The organism is Phascolarctobacterium sp., from assembly GCF_045124115.1.
Taxonomy (GTDB): Bacteria; Bacillota; Negativicutes; order Acidaminococcales; family Acidaminococcaceae; genus Phascolarctobacterium_A.
In genome coordinates, this window is sequence record NZ_JBGVLF010000056.1 from 72636 (window position 1) to 93394 (window position 20759).

The window sequence follows — 20759 nt, forward strand, 5'->3', positions numbered from 1 at the left end:
AGAAGGGAAGTTCTTCATTGCACATTTTAGGCAATTTTGCCTAAAATATTCAGTCACAGTGTTTTCGCTAAAATCTTTGCCCTCTGCAAAAAAAAGAAACGGTACAGCCTAAGCAAATGCTTGAATTCTAAGTCATTTTATTCATCCTATCAAGACATGTTTACTACTTTATTTTTCTATGATAATATAGTTGAAAAAAGCCACGGATATCATTATAATGAAAAACAAAAACATCTAGTATCTGAAAAATATAATGTTCTCAACTTATAGCGAAAGGCGGAATGGTTTATGTACAACCCACAACTAGAAACATTCCTGCGTGTTGCAGATGCAGGAAGTTTTAACAAAGCTGCTGAACGCCTCTATATCACCCCTACCGCCGTCATCAAACAAATCAACCTGTTAGAAAGTTCCTTGGACGTGAAACTGTTTCAACGTACACACCGAGGCCTGATTTTGACAGCAGCAGGTAAATCCTTGTACCAAGATTCCAAATACATCATTCAATACTGCAAAGATTCTGTAACGCGGGCAAAAAATGCCATGCAAGATAACACCAATGTTGTTCGCATTGGCAGTTCGCCTATGACGCCTGCTCAACTTCTAATGCAGCTATGGCCAAAAATACAAGTTCGTTGTCCGGACATCAAATTTGAGATCGTCCCATTTGAAAATACACCAGAAAACGCACGGGAAATTCTTGCTAATTTGGGACAACACATTGATGTAATCGGTGGCATTTTTGATGAAACAATGTTGGAGGTCCGCTCCTGTGCCGGGCTCAAATTAAGTCAAGAACCCTTCTGCTGTGCTATTTCCATCTATCATCCCCTTGCAACAAAAGACAAGCTTACTTTTTCAAACCTGTACGGGGAAAATCTGCTTTTAATACACCGTGGTTGGAGTCATCATATAGACGAACTGCGAAATGAAATTTTTAAGAATCATAAGCAAATTCATGTGGTGGACTTTGATTTTTACGACACCAATATGTTTAACCATTGTGAAAATAGCCATGACGTCCTCCTCTGTATCCCGGGATGGGCTAACGTGCATCCGTTTTTGAAAGTAATTCCCGTGGATTGGGAATACAGCATTCCTTATGGACTGCTCCACGCGCCTAAGCCTACAGCCACTGTTCAACGATTTTTGGAAGCAGCAAAAGAGGCAGCAAACAACTTATAACCTAAAAGTATATACTTGTGAACGAATCGAGACTTCTGCGGAAGCCTCGATTTTTTTATAATTTAAGTAGAACTAAATAAGGAGGATGGTGTAAAAAATGCGAACATTGGTATGGATGGCAGTGTGCCTCTGCCTTATACTTCTATCTGGCTGTGGCGCAAAGACAGAAGCCTATACGGAACCTGCAAAAATCGTTTCCTATACAACAGAGCGACAATTGGGAACTAAGAATACAGCCGAAGCGACAAAGGATAAAACAATGATGTATATGACGAAAACAAAAATTGCCGATGTTACCAACGACCCAGCGTTTGCCAATTATGGTCGTTTGATTTTCCCGGTCAACAATTGGTATATGAGTGGCGATACTCTAGGAACGATGTATCTGACCTGGTACAACAATATTGACCCCACAAAAACTGTAGAAGTTGCGAATTATCTAAAGTCCCATGCACAAGCTGGAGAAACAATTTTCTATGACATCTATACTAAGGAAGAAAAGGCCGCTGACCAAGCGAAAAAGAATACTGGTCTGTTCTTCTTTAAGGGAAATCCAGGAGAAAAATTTGCTATCTGCAATGCAGGCGGTGGCTTCGCCTATGTGGCAGCCATCCATGACAGTTTTCCCCACGCTTTGGAACTTTCCAAAAAAGGATACAATGCCTTTGCCCTAATTTACCGTCCCGATGCGCAGGCAGCTTGCGAGGATTTGGCACGCGCCATTACTTTTATTTTTAACCATGCAAAAGAACTGGAAGTTGATACCAACTGCTACTCCTTGTGGGGAGGTTCAGCAGGCGCAAGAATGGCAGCTTATCTTGGTACCTATGGTCCGAAAGCATTTGGCGGCGATAAACTTCCCCGACCAGGAACCATCGTAATGCAATATACCGGCCACAGCGAGTACAGTCCTTATGACCCGCCCACGTATGTTTGCGTTGGCACAGATGATGGCATTGCCAATTGGCGCACTATGAAAGCTAGGTTGGACGCCATGAATAAATTGGGAATTCCCACAGAATATCATGCTTATAAGTGTCTGCGCCACGGATTTGGTTTAGGAACTAATACTGTTGCAGAAGGTTGGATTAAGGATGCAATAGTTTTTTGGCAAAGACAAATGAAATAAAACCAATGAAATAAAACTGATAATAGTCAAAGAAAGGAATGTTTATCATGCAAAAAAGAAAACTTGGCAACAGCAATTTATATGTAACACCGATTGGACTTGGCTGTATGGGCTTTAGCCACGCTTCCGGAGATCCTGTAGCAAAGCCTTTGGCTGTCACTACCATTCGCGAAGCTTATGAAATGGGCTACAACTTTTTTGATACTGCAGAAGTCTACACTGGTCTTTATCCCGATGGCTCCGTCTCTTATAACGAAGAAATAGTTGGTCAAGCCCTGCACAATATTCGTGACAAGGTTGTAATCGCTACAAAAATGGGCGTCCAGCATCGTGCTGACCTTTCCTTGCAAGTTGACAGCCGCCCCGAAACTATTCGTAACAGTGTGGAAGGTAGTCTACGCAAACTGAATACAGATTATATTGATTTGTACTATCAACATCGTATGGACCCCCATGTAGAACCAGAAGAAGTAGCGAATACCATGGCACAACTCATCCAAGAAGGAAAAATCCGCTATTGGGGTATTTCGGAAGTTAACGAAACCTACCTGCGTCGTGCCTATGCAGTTTGTCCCGTCACAGCCATCGAAAATCGCTATTCCATGATGGGGCGCTGGCACGAAAGCCTATTCCCAGTGTGCGAAGAATTAAACATTGCCTTTGTAGCCTTCTCCCCTATGGCTAATGGGTTTCTCACAGGTAAGTATACGCCGCAAACTCAATTTGAAGGCAAAAATGATTACCGTACAGGTATGCCTCAGTACACTGAAGAAGGTTACGCCAAGGCAAAAGAACTGCTTGCCCTGCTGACAGAGCTAGCAGAACAAAAGCACGCCACTATGGGACAGCTCTCCCTCGCTTGGATGCTGAACAAAAAGGACTATATCGTTCCTATCCCAGGTTCTCGCAAACAAGAACGCATTAAAGAAAATCTAATGGCAAAAGATATTCTACTATCAAAGGACGAAATAGCTGCCATCGATGCCAAGCTCGACACCATGGAGTTAGAAGTATTCGGTGGTCATGTCGTAAAATAAATAGACTATTTACTTTTTGAGCAATTAAAAAAACAAGGCATGAATCTGAGAAATTCAAATTCATGCCTTGTTTTTTAGTTCAAGAAGCTAGTTTGGTACTAGCCTATCCATTTTATAGAATTATTGTACGATAGCGTTGATGTCGCCAACTGCGTGGGTGATGTCTTTAACAGCGGAGAGCAACGCCAAGCGGTTGTTCTTAACCTTAGCATCTTCTGCCATAACCATAACGTCATCGAAGAATTTGTTAATAGGAGCAACCAGTTTTACAGCCTCTGCCAAAACCGCAGCATAGTCGTATTTGCTGGTAGCAACCATAACTTCTTTGGTAGCTTCAACAACTGCATTGTGCAGTGCGGTTTCTGCTTCAACTTCAAAGAGTTGCGGATTGATAGCGGTTTCTTCTTCAATCTTCTTGCACAGGTTAGCAACACGGGTTGCAGCTTGGATCATAGCCGGAGCTTCAGCACTAGCTACGAAGTTATTCAAAGCAACTGCACGTGCATACAGATCTGCAAAGTCATCGTTGCGTTCTTCCGCCAAAACTGCATCAACTACGTCATAGCGAATGCCTTGGTCGATCAGCATATTGCGCAGACGTTGTTTCATGAACTCAGCGATTTGCGGAACCAGCTTACCGGTTTGTTCCGGAGTGATTTGCAGCAAGAACAGCATACCTGCAATTATCTTGTACAGGGAAATATGATAGTTAGCATCCAACAGGATGTTGATTACGCCCAAAGCTTGACGGCGCAGAGCATAGGGGTCTTGGGAACCGGTGGGAGCCAGACCACGGCTGAAGGTAGCACAGATGTTGTCCAGTTTATCAGCAATGCCTACAATGCGGCCAATATCGGTCTTAGGCAGTTCGTCGCCTGCGAAACGAGGCAGGTAATGTTCAAAAATACCGGTTGCAACTTCCGGTGCTTCGCCATCCAGTTTAGCATATTCGCGGCCCATAACACCTTGCAGCTCGGTGAATTCTACTACCATACCGGTAACCAAATCGCATTTGCACAGCAGCGCGGTGCGTTCCAAATTTTCCTTAGAAACTTTAGCATTAATAGCCATGGACAGCATATTAGCAGCTTGTACAAGACGTTTGCTCTTATCGTTCATATTGCCCAAACCTTCTTGGAAGGAAACAGTTTTCAATTTTTCCAGACGGTCTGCTAATGTTTGCTTGCGGTCTTCGTTGAAGAAGAATTCAGCATCGCTCAAACGTGCGCGCAGTACGCGTTCGTTACCATGAGCAACAATCTCCAAATGTTCCTTGCCACCATTGCGAACGGTAATAAATTTGTTCAGCAGGCTGCCATCTTCCTTCAGTACAGGGAAATAGCGTTGATGTTCGCGCATGGGGGTAATGATGCATTCTTTAGGCAGTGCCAAGAATTTTTCTTCGAATTTGCCACACAGAGCAGTGGGCCATTCTACCAGATAGTTTACTTCTTCCAGCAAATCTTCGTCGATTTCAGCGTGACCGCCTTCTGCAACAGCCAGATCAGCTACTTGTTTACGAATCAATACGCGGCGAGCGTCTTGGTCAACCATAACAAAATTGTCATAGAGAACCTTTTCGTAATCGTCAGCGCAAGGAATTTCTACAGCGTTGGTGGTGCCGATGGCAGCGGAAGCAACGGTGTTTTTAGCTTTAGTAGCAACGGTTTCCAAAGCAGCTTTAGCAGCGTCAAGAATGGATTCGTGTTCTTTTGCTGCATCAATAGCGCTGGGACGCAGGAAACGATGACCGCGGCTGAATTTGCCGGATTTAACGCCGGTAATTTCTACAGGAATAACTTTATCGCCAAAGAGAGCTACCAGCCAACGGATAGGACGAACGAAACGGAAGTCATGATCAGCCCAACGCATATTTTTGGGGAAGTTCAGGCTGGTAAGAATATCTTGCAGCAGGCCGGGCAGCAAATCGATAACCGGTGCGCCAGCCAAATGTTTAATAGCATATACATAGTTGTCGCGGATTACCAAATCGTTAACATCTACGCCTTGACCGCGGGCAAAGCCTTGAGCAGCCTTAGAGGGTTCGCCGTTAACGAAAGCAATCTTAGCGGAAGGACCCTTTGCTTCTACAGTGCTGTCTGCTTGAGTTTCAGCAACACCGCTAGCAATAAAGGTCATACGACGCGGAGTGCCGTAAACTTTTACTGCTTCAAAGGGAATGCGCAGTTCAGTCATCTTTTTGGCAGCCATTTCTTGCAATTGCGCCAAAATACCAGGCATAAACTTCGCAGGAATTTCTTCAGTGCCAATTTCAAAAAGTAATTTTTCCATTATTTTTCCTCCCCTTTCTTCAGCAGCGGGAAGCCCATTTTTTCACGTTGCTCAACATATGCTGCTGCACACAAGCGTGCCATAGCACGTACACGGCCGATGTATGCGGTACGTTCGCTTACGCTGATAGCGCCGCGGGAATCCAGCAGGTTAAAGGTATGAGAGCATTTCAGAACATAATCATAAGCAGGACGGATATAGCCCAAGCCAATTACACGTTTAGCTTCTGCTTCGTATTTGTCAAACATTTCAAAGAGCAGTGCAGTATCTGCTACTTGGAAGTTATAGTAGGATTGTTCTACTTCGTTGGTATGGAAAACGTCACCATAGGTAATATCGTCAACCCATTTAATGTCGAAGACGTTTTCTACGCCTTGGATGTACATAGCCAGACGTTCCAGGCCGTAGGTAATTTCTACGGTTACAGGTTTAACGTCGATGCTGCCAACTTGTTGGAAGTAGGTGAACTGGGTGATTTCCATGCCATCCAGCCAAACTTCCCAGCCCAGGCCCCAAGCGCCCAAAGTGGGGGATTCCCAGTTGTCTTCTACAAAGCGGATATCATGTTCTTCTTGATGAATACCCAACTCTGCCAAGCTTTGCAGATAGAGCTCTTGGATATTTTCCGGAGAAGGTTTAACGATAACTTGGAATTGATGATGTTGGAACAAACGGTTAGGGTTGTCGCCATAACGACCGTCTGCAGGACGACGGGAAGGTTCCACGTAAGCTACGCGCCAAGGTTCAGGACCCAGTACGCGCAAGAAAGTAGACGGGTTCATGGTGCCTGCACCCTTTTCCACGTCATAAGGCTGTGCCATGATGCATTTCTGACCAGCCCAGAATTTTTGCAGTTTCAAAATAATTGTTTGAAAATCCATGTTCTGCCTCCTATATAAATTGCTTTGTTACAAAGATGAAGGAAATAAAAAAGCACCACCATCCCAGTAACGTAATGTTACAGGGACGGAGATGCTGCAATGCGAACTCCGCGGTTCCACCCTGCTTGACTGCCAAAGGCAGCCCGCCTCAATCTTTTATACTTGTACAGCTCCAAAGCGCCTTCGCCCGCTGCGCCGCCTCACACCCTCGCGGCTCGCTTTCTTTGCAGGCTACTCTTCTTCTTCATAGCTTCTTTATAGTATATAAAAGTAGACGAATTTTGTCAAGGTGTTAGACAATTTTGCCTGACAAGGTAAGAATAACACATTTTCTATTATTCAAAAAGCATCATCTATACAAATCTGCCAATTCAATAAAGACTTCATTCTCACGTGGTCCAACAGCAAAACCGGATTTTGAAAAGAAGCCATAACGATAGCAATTCAGTCCAGTCGCTTGCACCTGTTCTATTTCTTTATCTATAAGGTCCTGAGTCAACGGCGAATTACGGAATTTTGCCTCATAAAAAAGATACCCATTATCATCTTCTGTTACAATATCAAACTCACCATTGGTACGTGTTTTGGGATCATCATAATAGTATTTACCAATTTTAAAGAAAGGTTCTTCCATTAATCCAGACCTATTTTGGCGCACCAAGTACTGCTTGCAAATGCTCTCGAAAATCTTAGGCACGTAAATCGTTTCAAAATCCTCACGGACATATTTGTTGTAGAAAGCAAGAGGATGCATAATACTGAGCTGGGAAGAATAGCGAAAAATATAGCGAAAATAGTACAAGGAAAGGTTGTCTATAATATAATATCCTGTTTTCCTCTTATTCCGCTCGTCATTAATGGGTGCTTCTTTCGCCACAACCTCCATGCTAATCAATTTATCCAGCACGTCAATCATCGCCGGTCCACTACTAACATGTGATTGGGATAATAAATCGCTATACTTGCTAAACCCTTTAGCTAAAGCTTCAAACACTTCATTAGCATTAGTAATTTTAGCAATTTCAGTACGCAAGTACATATCGACTTCATTTGCCAAGCGTGCCTCAGAAGAAGCTATCAGCTCACGAACATTTTCTTCAAAAGACAAGCTGTCATCAATTAACTTATTATAATAGGGTATTCCGCCAAAAACACTATAAAGGCGCACCTTGTCTTCATCACTAAAGCCAGAATAAAACTTTGCGGAATCATAATAATCCATCTGTTTTAAATCAATAGCTAAATCTACTCTGCCATAAAGCGGGTTTTCTCTCAGCAACAAAGACTTCATTATTTCTACAAAAGAACCGCATACAATCAACTTGAATTTGCTTTTCTCTCGATATTTGTCTAATAAAGTCTGTAATATACTGTCAAGACCTTTAACAGCGCTTCGCAAATAAGGATATTCGTCTAGAACTAAGACTAAGGGGCAATCTTCAGCTTTTTTAAAAAGGTAATCCAAAACAGCCTCAATATCTTTAAATCCTAGTTGAGGTAATGCGAATTTTTCAGCAATGATGTCAGACAGACTCTCCACATTATTTTTTTCAGTTGTTTGTTTGCACTCATAATAAATAGCACTACAGCCAGTTTCTAGCAGAGATTGCTTTATCAGCTCGCTTTTACCAACACGCCTTCTACCATAAATTAAAGCAAAGCTACACTTGTCTCCTAAACACAACTTGCTTAGTTTCTTTAACTGTTCTTCGCGTCCATAAAAAGCCATTAGTTCGGTCACCTCCGACTCGGTTTCATCCGAACTAATTATACCATTTCCGTTACCATAAAGCAATCAAAGCTGTTTGAATTGTCCGCAAGACACAAAGAGAACCAATACTGAAAGGAAGGAAAGAAAAGCTAAAAAGCGCAAAAAATCTGAATGGCAATATAAAATCACTGTTTTCGATTCAGCTCCTCAGCTAGGTGATTTTATGTTAAAATATTTATAATATAATTTTCATCCCCTTCGGAGGTTCCTATGAAGATAATCATTTCCCCTGCCAAACAGATGCAGATAGATACGGAAACAGCTTACGGCGCACTGCCCCGCTTTTTAGACCGCACCAAGGTACTTTTAGAGATACTGCAGTCCATGAGCTTACCTGAACTGCAAAAGCTGTGGGGCTGCAATGATACGTTAGCAAAGCAAAACTACGAGCGCATAACCAATATGCAACTGGAGAAAAACCTTACTCCCGCCGTCCTAGCCTACGTAGGCCTGCAATACACCCATATGGGCCCCCGCGTACTTGATGAGGCTGCTTGGCGCTATCTATGTAACAACTTGCGCATCCTCTCCGGCTTTTACGGTATTCTGCGTGCCGATGACGGAGTCACTCCCTATCGTTTGGAAATGCAGACAAGATTTACTACAGAAAAATTCAAAACTCTTTATAACTATTGGGAGCGCAGTATTTATTACGCCTTAATTGAAGATGATAATACCATTCTCAACCTAGCCTCTAAAGAATATAGTAAAGCCATTGAGCGTTATGTTGAACCTAGAGTGCGCATGGTAACCTGCGTTTTCGGCTGTGCTACTGAAGATGGCCAATACAAAGTAAAAGCCACCGAAGCCAAAATGGCGAGGGGCAGCATGGTGCGTTGGTGTGCAGAGCACAACGTCCAACATCCGGAAGAAGTACAAGCCTTTGCTGACTATGGCTACAGCTTTCAACCGCAGCTTTCAACTACAACCGAATACGTCTTTATTAAAGCATAAAAAGAAGCCTGCGTCCTAACTTCTAGGATGCAGGCTTATTGTTTCTCATTATTTATGTAAAAGTTCTACCAATTTATCATAAGCAGCCAAGCCGCATTCTAAGCCCTGTTCATGGAGTGCAAGCAGTTTATCCTTCTTTACATCCAGCCTGCGGATTTCCATCGGTTGCTCAGGACGAATGACCACTGCCTTGCCCTGACGCTCCAGCTCTTCCACCAACTCCAGCTGTTGGTTGTACAAATCACTGCGCGCCGCCAAAAGTTGTCCCAATTTAGGATAATCGTGGTAGACAGTCTTCACAAGCCACTTAGGTACTTTTTCGTTCTTACGGAAGCCAAGATTACGTGTCAGCACTACTACAAATTTTTCGTAGCCTGCCTCCATCGCCTTGTCAATAGGAATAGGAGAAACAAGACCGCCATCTAACAGCTCCCGTCCATCCACCTTGGCAATAGTAGATAAAAAAGGCAAAGATGCAGACGCACGCACCTGGATAAAGTCCTTGGCTATATCTTCTTTATCAAACCACACGCCCTCGCCTTTGCGGATATCCGTTGCACCAATCTGCAGTGTTCCCGGATAACGCAGGAACTGCTCATAATCAAAAGGCACGTATTTAGAAGGAATCTCCTTGAAAATAAAATCAAAGCCGAAAATATTTCCTGTTGTCAACCAATTCCACAAACCGAAATAACGCCTGTCATCGGCAAACATTTCCACAATCTTACGATTGCGCATGGGTTGCTTGGCCATATAGGACAGAATATTGCAGGAACCGGCAGAAATGGAACTAATATAGGGAAAGGTTATGTCTTTAGCTAAAAACGCTTCAAAAACACCGGCGGAAAACATGGCACGCATACCGCCGCCTTCTAAAACTAGGGCAATTTTTTCAAGATGCATAATAATAATCCTCCAATTTTATTATACACCACAAAACTAAAAAATGTAGATAATTTTTAAACTACCCATTTAAAACATCTACAAATATAACAAAAAGGAGCAAGACTTGTTTAACCCTTGCTCCCACTTTACAATATTATTTTTTACGTTGGTTCTTAGCTTCTTGGGAAACGAATTCTTGGGTAGCAGGATCAAACTCCATACCTTTAAATTCGGTATTAATCTTGATTTTACCAGCCAGCACATCGTCGCGCAATTTGTTAACCTTCTTCGCGATCTTTTTAGGAACCTGCTCATCGATAGCAAGACGAACTACGTCTGCATTTTCCAGACCGATTACGCTGACAGCGTTAGCTTGGAATTTACCCTCTTGGAAATCTTTTGCCGCATTGAAGATTGCTACGCTGGAATCAGCAACTGCGGAGCCTATAAAAATATCGGAAACAGTGGTCCAATCAATAACGTTACCGATTTCTTTTACTTTGCCGTTAGTAGCTGCAATAGTATCGTTAACACCGAAACGTCCGCCGTTCAGCATGGTGTAAATAACATCGCAGCCTGCAGCGATTTCGCCTTCTGCAGCCTTGGAGTTGATAGTATTATCATCCAAATTACCAGTGAAATGGGTGTAGAATTCAGCTTTTTTGTTAGCGCGTTGCAGTCCGTCATAGAAAGCAGCACGTGCTTGCAGACCGGGTTTCGGCCATGCACCGGAAATATGGCCTACTTTATCAGCTTTAGTCATATAGCCAGCTAAAGCGCCTGCCAAGAAAGCGGATTGCTCTTGGTCCACTTTGTAGCTGCTTACATTTTCGCTCTTTACATTGCCTTGAATAACAGCAAATTTGATTTCCGGGAATTCCTTGCTAATGGTTGCTACAGGAGCGTTGCACTGACCGCCATGGGCAATGATCAGCTTAGGTCCTTCTTGAGCCATGCGGCGCAGTTCTGCAGTAAGTACCTCTTTATTAGAAGTAGCGGAAACATTGTACACGCATTTTACGCTGGTAGTCAGTTCATCAGCAATGCGTTTGTAACCGCGGTAACCAGCTTCCATAAAGCCATTGTCATGAGCGTTACCGGGCAGCAATACAGAAATAGTAGTAGCAGCACTGGTGTCACTGCCGGGAGTTTCTACATCAGCAGCCTCTACAGGAGCTGTCAGTAAAGCAGCAGCAAAAGCTAAAGCTAAAAGATTCTTTTTCATCATAAACACACCTCAAAAATTAGAATAAGCTTTATTATATCATTTAGTTTAATTGTTGTATACTATAAAATTATTTAGCTGTTACAAATATTATAATTTCACAGGCAGTGTACCATTAATATGCAGCGTTTCCGGCGTTACGGCGCAGGTCACAGCCATAATCCGCACGCCAGCAGCCGCAGCCTTGGCTAAAGCATCGGCAAAAGCCGCGTGAGTACGGCGGTTAGGCGTAAAATAGCGCATCCCTTCCATCTGTACTACAAAAACCACTGCCGCACCATAGCCCTCCCCCATAGCGTGGCACAACTCCTCCACATGCTTAACTCCACGCTCCGTCGGTGCATCAGGAAAAAGCACCACCCCATCTTCTTCCAAAGTTACGCCTTTTACTTCGATAAACATTTTACGCTCCGTAGTTTCCAAGTAAAAATCGAAGCGGGAGTCGCCATATTTACACTCCGGTTTTAAACGCACGATCTTGCCAAAAGGCTCCTGCTCCAACAGCCATTCCTGCACTACCTTATTGGGAGCTTGGGAATCCATGTTGATTAGCAAATCGCCTTTTTCCACAGCAATTAAGGAATACTTTGTTTTTCGTTTCAGGTCATCGTGATGCTGTACGTATACCGTTGCCCCGGGAACAAGCAGTTCCCTACAGCGACCTGTGTTCTTCACATGAGCGATTTCTTCCCGCCCATCTATTTCCACATGAGCAATAAAGCGGTTAGGGCGGCTAAGGAAGCATGCTTTCTGCATATTAGCGTACTGCATCTACAAACACCTTGCTGCCTTCCACCTTGACAATTTTTACAGGCGTATCCTTGGGAATAAAATCTCCTAAGCTGATAACGTCCAAACGCGTGCCTTCCACCAACACCGTGCCTGCAGGACGCAGAACAGTCAGCGCCACGCCCTCTTTCCCCAATAAGGCAGAAAGATTTTTGCCACCCGTGTAGCCTGCATCGTTCTTCTGCTTGAACCACAACACAAAAGGATTCCACTTGCTTTCCTTGGGTAAATACACACACAGTAAAGCTATGAGCAACGCGATAACCAAATAAAAACCTGCCAAAACCAGTAGCGCAGTCCAACCTCCGCCCATGACGAAATAACTGCCTCCAGTTAGGCATATAATCCCTGTAATACCAAAAATGCCAAAGCCAGGCACCACCATTTCCACCAGCATACAGATAACACCGACAAGCAGCAAATAATATTCCATTGGCATATTCATACCACCTTTACTTTATTTTGCTTTTATTATACCAAGCACTGCAAACTAATGCAAACTATCCCTAGATATAGGAAAACTCCCGAAAGCTACATGAGTTTTCGGGAGTAATTTTATAAAAAGGGAAATTATTCGAATCTGCCCTTCATTTTCACTTCGCCATCCAGCAAAGCAACCTTACCTTTGGCAAACAGTGTGGTGATTTCTAGATTTTCGTCCAAAACAAGTAAATCGGCATCAGCATTTTCAGCTACGCAGCCTTTGATACCTTCTTTACCCAAAACCTTAGCAGGGGTAGAAGTCAAAAGGCGCAGTGCTTCTTCCAAGGACAAGCCCATTTCTACCAAAAGTTTAATAGTTTGGTGCAGGTATTTAGGAGATGCGTAAGTCAGACCAATGCACTCGCCTTTATCATCAAAGCGAGGTTGACTACCAAACGCATCACTGGACAAAGTAACGTGGGTAGTATCCACGCCTTCCTGTTGCAACAGGTTATACAGCAATTCTGCATTGGTAACGACTTCTTTATCGTCAGCACCTGCAGTGCAGTCCATGTAACCGCCCATGCGCACCAGCTTTGCACCATCTTCAATCAGCTCAGGGCAGCGAAGCATGTGGGTGGGCAGGAAGTTTTTCGCAGGAATATCGGATTTTTCTAAAGCCTCAAAAAGAGGATTCAAACGGCCTTTGCCGCTGCCCATATGCATAGTAACCAAGCCTGCAGTATTGCTCATCAATCCTGCACGGCGAGCCTGTACGCCCAAAGCAATTAAATCATCAGCACCGGGATTGGAACTACGATGATCGCTTACTGCAACCTTTACGCCAATCATAGGAGTAATCATGACGATATCTTTTTCCACGCTACCGGTCAAGGTAGTGGGCGGATAAGCATAGTAGTTGGTCAAAGTATAAACGGTCATACCTTCTTCCGTCAGTGCACGAGCTTTAGCCACAAGATTTTCCAAGCTACGGGTGATACCATCAGTGCCAAGCAAGCCAACGCAAGTGGTAATACCGCAACGGAAAAATACACTTAATTGAGATTCCGGTACGCGGGAAGCAGGACCTTGTTCGCCACCGCCACCGGTAATATGCACATGCATATCAATATAACCGGGCACCAGCTTTTTGCCTGCCAGATCAAATACCTCTACTTCCTGCAAGCCTTCATAACCTTCAATCTTATCAGCAATACGGCAAACCTTGTCCCCAATAATCAGGACATCCTTTTTGCCCAAGAACTCAGGAGCATAAACCTGAGCATTTTTCAACAATTTAATCATTATCTCACCATTTCTAAATTAATCTTCAAAGGTTCCTTTTACCAAAACCTTTTTATTTTGTACCATTACCTTGCCTTTAGCAATAACAGTATCCACCAATAAATTTTCGTCCAAAATTATCATATCTGCATCACTATCAACAGCTAAACAGCCTTTTTTCGGATATAGCCCATTAGCACGGGCAGGATTACTGGTGGCCACAGCTATAACTTGCTCCGCAGGGACAATACCTGCTAAAAGTGCATCTCTAACCTCCTCATGGAATGAAGAAGCATCTACAGCCAACTGTTTAGCGCTACCATCAGGTAAAACGACGCTCATGCACCCATTGGCGTCCGAACTCATAGTTACCTGCTCCATAGGCACACCATCTGAATATAGTTGAGCAATTGCATCACTGGGCTTAACGCAAGCAGGAAAACCATCCTGTTCGCGAATACCGGAAGTAATATCAATATAACCGCCTTTTTTAGCTAGCTCCTTAGCTTGCTCAAAAAGATGAAAAGCTCTATTAATATGCGTAGGAATTATATGCTTGGCAGGAATTTCGCTGTCTGCCAGAATATCCAGCAATAACCCTATACCTTTTTTACCCACACCCATGTGGAACTGCACTACACCAGCCTTACCTGAAAGCATGCCTCCCAAACGCGCCTGGGTCAGTATTTTAGTCAACTCGTCCTTTGTAGGTTCAGAACTACGATGATCCGACAAAGCGATTTCACCTATGCCTAAACATTCATTAACGATAATTATGTCCTTGCGTGCATCCTCAAGTATAGTATGCAAAGGCAGTTCGTAGGAACCAGTCAGCATGTACGCAGTAATGCCTTCCTGTGTCAGCCCGCGAGCTTTCGCTAATAGTGTTTCCGGATGTCTGCTAGTCCCATCTGTGCCAATAACGCCGATTACAGTAGTAATACCGGCGGCAGTAAGATTACTAAGCATAATCTCAGGCGTGCGGCTATAGAAGCCGCTTTCGCCGCCACCACCAATAATATGTACATGTTGATCCACATAGCCTGGGATTACCATACGCCCTGCAGCGTCAAGCACCTGTAAAGGCAGTTCGATGGGAGCAGCATCAATGTGAGGCGCTATTTTAACGATAGAACCGTTAACAATAAGAATATCCTGTATGCCCCTAGGAGTAGGAGCATACAGGTTAGCATTTTGAATTAAAATTGCATTCGCCATAATATATCACACTAGATTAGTTTTCTATTATTTCTTTTCGTCCTCTAGTTTGGCAATGCCGATACCAGTGAAGCCGTAGAAGATAGCGATCAAGAAACCTGCATAGCAGAGGATTGCCCACGGAGCGTAATCTAATACTTCAACGCCAAGGCAGGAAGTCATATACGCACCTGCTGCAGACCAAGGAACCAAGGGTACGAATACAGTACCGGAGTCTTCCAAAGTACGGGACAGGTTCTTAGCAGCCAAACCTTTTGCTTTATAAGCATCTTTAAACATTTCACCGGGAACCAAGATGGACAGGTAGGAGTTACCGGTAGTCAAAGCCATAACGATGCAGGAACCTACGGTTGCGGAAATCAAAGCACCGGTAGATTTAGCAACACTGAGAATTTTTTCCAATACAACGTCCAAGCAGCCTGCACGGCTCATAATACCTGCAAAGCAGAAAGCACAGAATACCAACAAAGTAGTGCTCATAATGCTGTTCATACCACCGCGGTTCAATAATTTCATAACTTCCATGGAAGCTTGGGAAGCATCAAAGCCTGCAGCAGTAATCATTTTAACATTGAAACCACCAACGGTAGAAGCTAAAACGCTCTTCAAAGTAATATTTTGAATAAAGATTGCTTCTAAGCCTGCAACAACAGTGGAAAGCAGCATAACGGGAATAGTCGGTTTTTTAGCTAAAGAACCACCCAAAACAATCAGAATAGGCACGATCAACAGCGGATTCCAATCATACATCTGATCCAATTGGGTCAGCATCTTGGTTACAGTACCGGAGTCAGTACCTGCGCTTACATCGGCGTTCATGCCTACAAAGCCGTATACTACTAAAGAAATAATGGTTGCGGGAACAGTGGTGTAAAGCATATGACGGATGTGCTCATACAGTTCACTGCCTGCGGCAATAGGTGCCAAGTTAGTAGTATCGGACAACGGGGACAGCTTATCACCGAAATAGGAACCTGCAACAACTGCACCTGCAGTAGCAGGCAGAGATACGCCCAAAGTAGAAGCAATACCCATCAGCGCTACGCCCATGGTCGCTACAGAACCCCAAGAAGTACCGGTAACAATGGAGACAACAGCAGTAATCAGGAAGGAAGTAACCAGCATCCATTGGGGATTAACCATCTGTACACCATAATAAATCATCATGGGAATAGTGCCTGCAGCCATCCAGGTACCAACCAAAGCGCCTACACTGACCAAAATCAAAATAGCAGGCATACCTTTAGCAATTTTCAAGGTAATTTCCTCTTGGATTTCGTCCCAAGTTACGCCTACACGGAAAGCGATAACTGCAGCAACAGCTGCTACCATTAACAGCAAAGGCTCAGTATTATAACCTTTTACACCTTTACCATAAGTTAAAATAACCAACATTGCAATAATAGGAATAAACGCTTCTACAAATGTCGGCTTGCGTTTAGCATTTTTTTCTTTTTCTTTGCCCATATTAAAACTCCTTTACTTAGCATACCTCTCCTAAGGATGCTTTAATAATGTTCACCAACGCACTTTTTAGTAAAGTAAAGTGCTAAATCAATGAGACATAATAATTTTAATACAAAGCATTGCAAAAAGAAAATTATAAATTTTTGCTTATTCTAAAATTTCACTTATGGATAGCATTAGAATTTAGCTTCCTGGCACAGCTCTACAAACCGACGTCTATAAGTAGTCATATTCATCTCTAAATCATAGAGCAAATGTACGGAAACATCCACACCACATTGTTCCGCAATCTGTACTAAGGTTCCGGCTTCTCCCAAATCCCGTGCTACTTTGCTATAAGGCACCACAGCAACGCCCATATTTTGGCGTACAGCTTCGATGATGCTTTCTGAATCATTGAAGTTAATTCCTGGCTCAAAGCGACTGAAATCCACACGATCCTTCATTAAAATAATATACTCTTCAAAACTGCCATAGCCAATTAAAGGATAATTATAAATATTTTTGTCGCAATTATGCTCCTCATAAAGCTGACGGGACGTAATCCATATCAAACGCTGCTGCCACAAACGGACACGTTTGGAATACATTGGTTGTACTTCAATATGTGTAAAGCCAAAATCATATTGTTTTAAATTGAAAGTGTCATTGATAACATCGGGAATGGTCATGCGCCTATCCACAATGATCTCCAGTTCCGGGAACTCCTTCTTCAATTTGTCCAATACAGGAATCAGGTACAGGTTGATGAACTGGGTGGAAACAGCAATCTTTAGCTGCATCCCTTCTTCGTGAAAGGCAGCCATCTCCGCCAAACCGCTTTCGTATTCCGCCACCATCTTCTTGGCAATGGGTACAAAAGCATTACCTGCAGCAGTCAAGTAAATACTCTTGCCCTCCCTTGCGAACAACGTTACCCCATAAATCTCCTCTAACGCAGAAATATGGTTACTGATAGTAGGTTGACTAAAATTCAGTATTCTCGCAGCTTGGGTAAAAGATTTGCATTGTACTAATGTCAAAAAAGAACGGTAAATAGAAATATTCATATTGTTAACCCCACAAAAATTGCTAAATTATCCGCTCAGAAAGCACTTTCCTCGCTTTTTATGATAAAGATTTTCTTTTGTATACACAACAAATAATTATTTACGCGTTATAAAAGAAAAAGTATACAATACACATTGTATACCTTTTCGCAATTTTTACAATTTTTCTTTCATTATGCGCTTATAAACCTCTACACCCGGTTGGTCATAAGCATCTACATCCGCCAACTCTCCCTCATAAGCTACACTAAGCATAAGGAAGTACATCAACTGCCCCAAGAAATATTCCGATAGCTTGGGCATAATGTAGCGAGCACTATAGCGGTTATCACTAGTCAGCGCAGCTTCGTTAGCCTCAAGAGCAGCTTTAAGAGAATTATTCATATTCATCCCCTCAAAACGTGCAAAATAAGGCACATCAGGGAAGGGATTATGAATTACTGCTTCATCTGCAGGATTTGCTACCTCCAAGAACTGTACTACTTTGTTACGTCTACCATCTTGGTGCTGCTGCGTTTGCGCGTGCATATCCGTAGTACCAACGGCCACAATAGGCGTTCTACCGTAGTGTACAAGATTGCCTTCCCTATCGTAGCGTTTGCCTAAAGATTCTGCCAAAAGCTGCACATACCATTCGCTCAAGGACTTCAAATGCATACTATAGGGCATAAACACTTCAATCTCGCTACCACGCTTGTAAGCCATAAACTTTAACAAAGCGTTGAGCAAAGCAGGATTTTCCTCCAAAGGAGCGTTTTTGCAATAGGTATCCATTTCTCTGGCACCACGCAAAAATTCTTCTATATCGCTCCCCAAAGCAGCCATAGTTACTAGGCCCGGATCCGTCATAACGCAGAAACGTCCGCCAATACCTTCCTTGATATCGAAACGCTCCCAACCAAATTTTTCAGCCAGCTGCAAAAGCGGTGCATTGGCTACATCTGCACGCAAATCAGTTACAACAGTGCAGTCAAGCTCAATATTGGGCTCCTTGCTCAGCACATCATAAAAATATGTAAAAGCAGAGATCGTCTCTAGCGTAGTCCCTGATTTGGAAATAGGTATCAGCATAACCTTGAGACGCTTATTGCAGATTTCTCCTTTAGCCTGCAAGCGCTGTAATTCAAATACAAGGCTGTTACAATCCACAGGGTCCATATTATTGCCCGAGAAATAAATGCGCGGTTGGCCTTGACGCAAAATACGGTTGCCATTCCAATGCAAGCCACCAAAGGCATCAAACAAAACCTTGTTTCCTAAATAGGAACCACCTACACCGAGAAAAACCACCGCATCCTGTTTACGTAGAGCTTTGCTAAAACGAATAAGCTTAGTAATAGATTCTTCCGTATTAGGATTGCCATCCGCAACATAGGGCATACGCGGAAAATAAACGTGTTCCGGTTGCCCATCTTTGGATAAATGGTTTTTAGCAATACCCTCAACACGGATTTTTTCCACAGCTTTATTAGCTTCCTGCCCTTGGCTCTGCAAAGCCTGCTCTACTTCCGCAGGCTGCAGTCTGCCTTCGCCCAGCATATTGGTAAAATCAAATACCAATCCACTGGGCATAATAATTTTATACTTCAAAGCATTCACTCCTACACTTCTGTAAAATAGCATACTTTATTCGCAATAATTATAGCATGTACTAACATTTAATGCAAAAATTATACTTTCAAACAATGAATGCTAGCTTAACGGCCTTTTTTAGCAGTTTGGCGACGATTACTGCCTGTTTTAGGAGCCTTGCGTTTATCAGCTACAGCGTTACGACCTCTTTTAGGTCCTGTTGCCTTTTTCTTCTTCTGCTCCGTGCTTACGCGACGAGCAACAGTTTCGCCTTCCAAATTTTGGCGTTCCATCAAAATACCAAGTTTCAACTCGATATTACGCAACCATTTAACTTCTTCCGGAGTATAAAGAGTAATGGCAACACCATCATTGCCTGCTCTACCGGTTCTGCCAATGCGGTGCACGTACCAATCTACATCATGGGGAATATCATAGTTAATAACATGGGTTACGCCTTCTACATCAAGACCGCGAGCCGCCAAATCGCTGGCTACAAGAATTTGGATTTTAGCGTCACGGAAGGATTTCATAACAGTTTTGCGCTTTGCAGGAGACATCTCCCCATGGAGCACATCTACATTAAAGCCTTGCATGCCTAACCAATCGCCCAAGTCTTTAGTGCGTTCCTTACTCATGCAAAAAACAATCATTAAATAAGGATTCAAGCGTTCAATTAAAGCAGCAACAGCACGATTTTTGTATTCTTCTGTAGTCTTTAAGCAAATTTGCTTGATTTTATCAACAGTAGCTTTATCAGGATTAATATCAATCAAAGCACAATTTTTAGTCAGCTTGCGACCAAGCTTACGCACTTCTTCAGACAAAGTAGCGCTGCACAGCATGGTTTGATGTTCAGGTGCAGTCATAGCAATCAAATCCAAAGCTTCATCCATAAAGCCTTGTTGCAACATTTCGTCAACTTCATCTAAAACAAGATATTTTACACCGCCAAGATCAGTATTGCCCTTTTTAATATGGTCAAGCAAACGACCGGGCGTACCGATTAAAACATGACTGCGGCCTTCCAATTTATATTTTTGAGTTTCAAAGTCACGGCCGCCGGTTACAGCCAAAACTTTTATAGGACTATCGCCTAAGACACGTTTCATCTCCGTAGCGATTTGTTGTGCCAATTCGCGAGTAGGAGTGATAACTAAAGCTTGCGCATAAGGCTTTTCTGCATCAATCTTTTCTGCCAAAGGCACCAAAAATGCCAAAGTCTTACCAGTGCCTGTTTGGGCACGGGCAATAACATCACGACCTGCAAACAGCGCAGGAATAGCTTGTTCCTGTACAGGCATAGGTTTCTTAATACCCATTTTATCTAATTGCGCCAAAGTATGCTCACATACTTTTAAGGGTGCAAATCCATTCATTATTCTTGCCTCACTTTCATTTCGATATACATAACTAAATAATTATAACATAGATAATGGAGATTGGGAAAGTAAAATATAAAGAAAAACACCAACGCGAATGCGTTGGTGTTTTTCTAACCGGCAGCTATCTATCCTCCCAGGCCGCTTCCAGCCAAGTACTTTCGACGTATAAGGGCTTAACTACTGTGTTCGGGATGGGAACAGGTGGATCCCCTT

17 protein-coding genes and 1 rRNA gene are annotated in these 20759 nt (G+C 43.1%); 4 read left to right on the plus strand and 14 right to left on the minus strand.

The window, feature by feature from the left end:
- Nucleotides 1-288 precede the first annotated feature (288 nt).
- The 3 genes from ACJMM4_RS08630 (at nt 289) to ACJMM4_RS08640 (ending at nt 3351) form a co-directional block, all read left to right on the plus strand.
- Nucleotides 289-1185: a LysR family transcriptional regulator gene (locus ACJMM4_RS08630; protein ID WP_405384048.1), complete on the plus strand. Its 897-nt coding sequence runs from the start codon at nt 289-291 to the stop codon at nt 1183-1185.
- A gap of 97 nt (nt 1186-1282) precedes the next feature.
- The gene (locus ACJMM4_RS08635; RefSeq protein WP_405384050.1) at nt 1283-2314 is read left to right on the plus strand and encodes an alpha/beta hydrolase; all 1032 of its coding nucleotides are present in this window, start codon (nt 1283-1285) and stop codon (nt 2312-2314) included.
- A gap of 47 nt (nt 2315-2361) precedes the next feature.
- Nucleotides 2362-3351 carry an aldo/keto reductase gene (locus ACJMM4_RS08640; RefSeq protein ID WP_405384052.1) on the plus strand — a complete coding sequence of 330 codons (990 nt, stop codon included), beginning with the start codon at nt 2362-2364 and terminating at the stop codon, nt 3349-3351.
- Between the two features lie 120 nt (nt 3352-3471).
- On the opposite strand, the gene glyS is transcribed toward ACJMM4_RS08640, so the two are convergent.
- The 3 genes from glyS to ACJMM4_RS08655 all read right to left on the minus strand — a co-directional run bounded on the left by glyS (nt 3472) and on the right by ACJMM4_RS08655 (nt 8253).
- Nucleotides 3472-5643, minus strand: coding sequence for a glycine--tRNA ligase subunit beta (gene glyS, locus ACJMM4_RS08645; protein WP_405384054.1), 2172 nt, complete (start codon nt 5641-5643; stop codon nt 3472-3474).
- Complete coding sequence (gene glyQ / locus ACJMM4_RS08650; protein ID WP_405379388.1) at nt 5643-6524, minus strand: glycine--tRNA ligase subunit alpha; 882 nt, start codon at nt 6522-6524, stop codon at nt 5643-5645. The genes glyS and glyQ overlap by 1 nt, the downstream gene beginning before the upstream one ends.
- A 349-nt stretch (nt 6525-6873) precedes the next feature.
- On the minus strand, nt 6874-8253 hold the full coding sequence (locus tag ACJMM4_RS08655) for an ATP-binding protein (protein WP_405384056.1): 1380 nt from the start codon (nt 8251-8253) through the stop codon (nt 6874-6876).
- A 252-nt stretch (nt 8254-8505) separates the two neighbouring features.
- Here ACJMM4_RS08655 and yaaA point away from each other — a divergent pair, with 252 nt between their 5' ends.
- Entirely contained in the window at nt 8506-9249 is a 744-nt protein-coding gene (gene yaaA, locus ACJMM4_RS08660) for a peroxide stress protein YaaA (protein ID WP_405384058.1), read from the plus strand.
- 48 nt (nt 9250-9297) lie between these two features.
- On the opposite strand, the gene ACJMM4_RS08665 is transcribed toward yaaA, so the two are convergent.
- From ACJMM4_RS08665 to rrf, 11 genes are all read right to left on the minus strand, one after another.
- Nucleotides 9298-10152, minus strand: a complete 855-nt coding sequence (locus ACJMM4_RS08665; RefSeq protein WP_405384060.1) for a patatin family protein — start codon at nt 10150-10152, stop codon at nt 9298-9300.
- A gap of 136 nt (nt 10153-10288) precedes the next feature.
- The gene (locus ACJMM4_RS08670; protein ID WP_405384062.1) at nt 10289-11362 is read right to left on the minus strand and encodes a BMP family protein; all 1074 of its coding nucleotides are present in this window, start codon (nt 11360-11362) and stop codon (nt 10289-10291) included.
- Between the two features lie 87 nt (nt 11363-11449).
- Nucleotides 11450-12130, minus strand: coding sequence for a DNA/RNA nuclease SfsA (gene sfsA / locus ACJMM4_RS08675; protein WP_405384064.1), 681 nt, complete (start codon nt 12128-12130; stop codon nt 11450-11452).
- On the minus strand, nt 12117-12587 hold the full coding sequence (locus ACJMM4_RS08680) for an NfeD family protein (RefSeq protein WP_405384066.1): 471 nt from the start codon (nt 12585-12587) through the stop codon (nt 12117-12119). The genes sfsA and ACJMM4_RS08680 overlap by 14 nt, the downstream gene beginning before the upstream one ends.
- Before the next feature lie 131 nt (nt 12588-12718).
- The gene (iadA, locus tag ACJMM4_RS08685; RefSeq protein WP_405384068.1) at nt 12719-13876 is read right to left on the minus strand and encodes a beta-aspartyl-peptidase; all 1158 of its coding nucleotides are present in this window, start codon (nt 13874-13876) and stop codon (nt 12719-12721) included.
- Between the two features lie 18 nt (nt 13877-13894).
- Nucleotides 13895-15073 carry a beta-aspartyl-peptidase gene (gene iadA, locus ACJMM4_RS08690; protein ID WP_405384070.1) on the minus strand — a complete coding sequence of 393 codons (1179 nt, stop codon included), beginning with the start codon at nt 15071-15073 and terminating at the stop codon, nt 13895-13897.
- 27 nt (nt 15074-15100) lie between these two features.
- Nucleotides 15101-16540: a Na+/H+ antiporter NhaC gene (gene nhaC, locus ACJMM4_RS08695; RefSeq protein ID WP_405384072.1), complete on the minus strand. Its 1440-nt coding sequence runs from the start codon at nt 16538-16540 to the stop codon at nt 15101-15103.
- A 176-nt stretch (nt 16541-16716) separates the two neighbouring features.
- Nucleotides 16717-17589: a LysR family transcriptional regulator gene (locus ACJMM4_RS08700; protein WP_405384074.1), complete on the minus strand. Its 873-nt coding sequence runs from the start codon at nt 17587-17589 to the stop codon at nt 16717-16719.
- A gap of 156 nt (nt 17590-17745) precedes the next feature.
- Nucleotides 17746-19188, minus strand: a complete 1443-nt coding sequence (locus ACJMM4_RS08705) for a glucose-6-phosphate isomerase (RefSeq protein WP_405384076.1) — start codon at nt 19186-19188, stop codon at nt 17746-17748.
- A 98-nt stretch (nt 19189-19286) separates the two neighbouring features.
- Nucleotides 19287-20540, minus strand: coding sequence for a DEAD/DEAH box helicase (locus ACJMM4_RS08710; RefSeq protein ID WP_405384078.1), 1254 nt, complete (start codon nt 20538-20540; stop codon nt 19287-19289).
- A 118-nt stretch (nt 20541-20658) separates the two neighbouring features.
- Nucleotides 20659-20759: ribosomal RNA gene (gene rrf, locus ACJMM4_RS08715) — 5S ribosomal RNA — on the minus strand; the annotation flags it as partial.

Bases quoted from the DNA above. Each gene is read 5' to 3' on its own strand.
- glyS (WP_405384054.1), bottom strand. From the start codon at position 5,643: ATGGAAAAATTACTTTTTGAAATTGGCACTGAAGAAATTCCTGCGAAG.
- ACJMM4_RS08630 (WP_405384048.1), top strand. From the start codon at position 289: ATGTACAACCCACAACTAGAAACATTCCTGCGTGTTGCAGATGCAGGA.
- ACJMM4_RS08665 (WP_405384060.1), bottom strand. From the start codon at position 10,152: ATGCATCTTGAAAAAATTGCCCTAGTTTTAGAAGGCGGCGGTATGCGT.
- ACJMM4_RS08680 (WP_405384066.1), bottom strand. From the start codon at position 12,587: ATGCCAATGGAATATTATTTGCTGCTTGTCGGTGTTATCTGTATGCTG.
- yaaA (WP_405384058.1), top strand. From the start codon at position 8,506: ATGAAGATAATCATTTCCCCTGCCAAACAGATGCAGATAGATACGGAA.
- glyQ (WP_405379388.1), bottom strand. From the start codon at position 6,524: ATGGATTTTCAAACAATTATTTTGAAACTGCAAAAATTCTGGGCTGGT.
- ACJMM4_RS08710 (WP_405384078.1), bottom strand. From the start codon at position 20,540: ATGAATGGATTTGCACCCTTAAAAGTATGTGAGCATACTTTGGCGCAA.
- ACJMM4_RS08655 (WP_405384056.1), bottom strand. From the start codon at position 8,253: ATGGCTTTTTATGGACGCGAAGAACAGTTAAAGAAACTAAGCAAGTTG.
- ACJMM4_RS08635 (WP_405384050.1), top strand. From the start codon at position 1,283: ATGCGAACATTGGTATGGATGGCAGTGTGCCTCTGCCTTATACTTCTA.
- iadA (WP_405384068.1), bottom strand. From the start codon at position 13,876: ATGATTAAATTGTTGAAAAATGCTCAGGTTTATGCTCCTGAGTTCTTG.
- ACJMM4_RS08700 (WP_405384074.1), bottom strand. From the start codon at position 17,589: ATGAATATTTCTATTTACCGTTCTTTTTTGACATTAGTACAATGCAAA.
- iadA (WP_405384070.1), bottom strand. From the start codon at position 15,073: ATGGCGAATGCAATTTTAATTCAAAATGCTAACCTGTATGCTCCTACT.
- ACJMM4_RS08670 (WP_405384062.1), bottom strand. From the start codon at position 11,362: ATGATGAAAAAGAATCTTTTAGCTTTAGCTTTTGCTGCTGCTTTACTG.
- nhaC (WP_405384072.1), bottom strand. From the start codon at position 16,540: ATGGGCAAAGAAAAAGAAAAAAATGCTAAACGCAAGCCGACATTTGTA.
- ACJMM4_RS08640 (WP_405384052.1), top strand. From the start codon at position 2,362: ATGCAAAAAAGAAAACTTGGCAACAGCAATTTATATGTAACACCGATT.
- sfsA (WP_405384064.1), bottom strand. From the start codon at position 12,130: ATGCAGTACGCTAATATGCAGAAAGCATGCTTCCTTAGCCGCCCTAAC.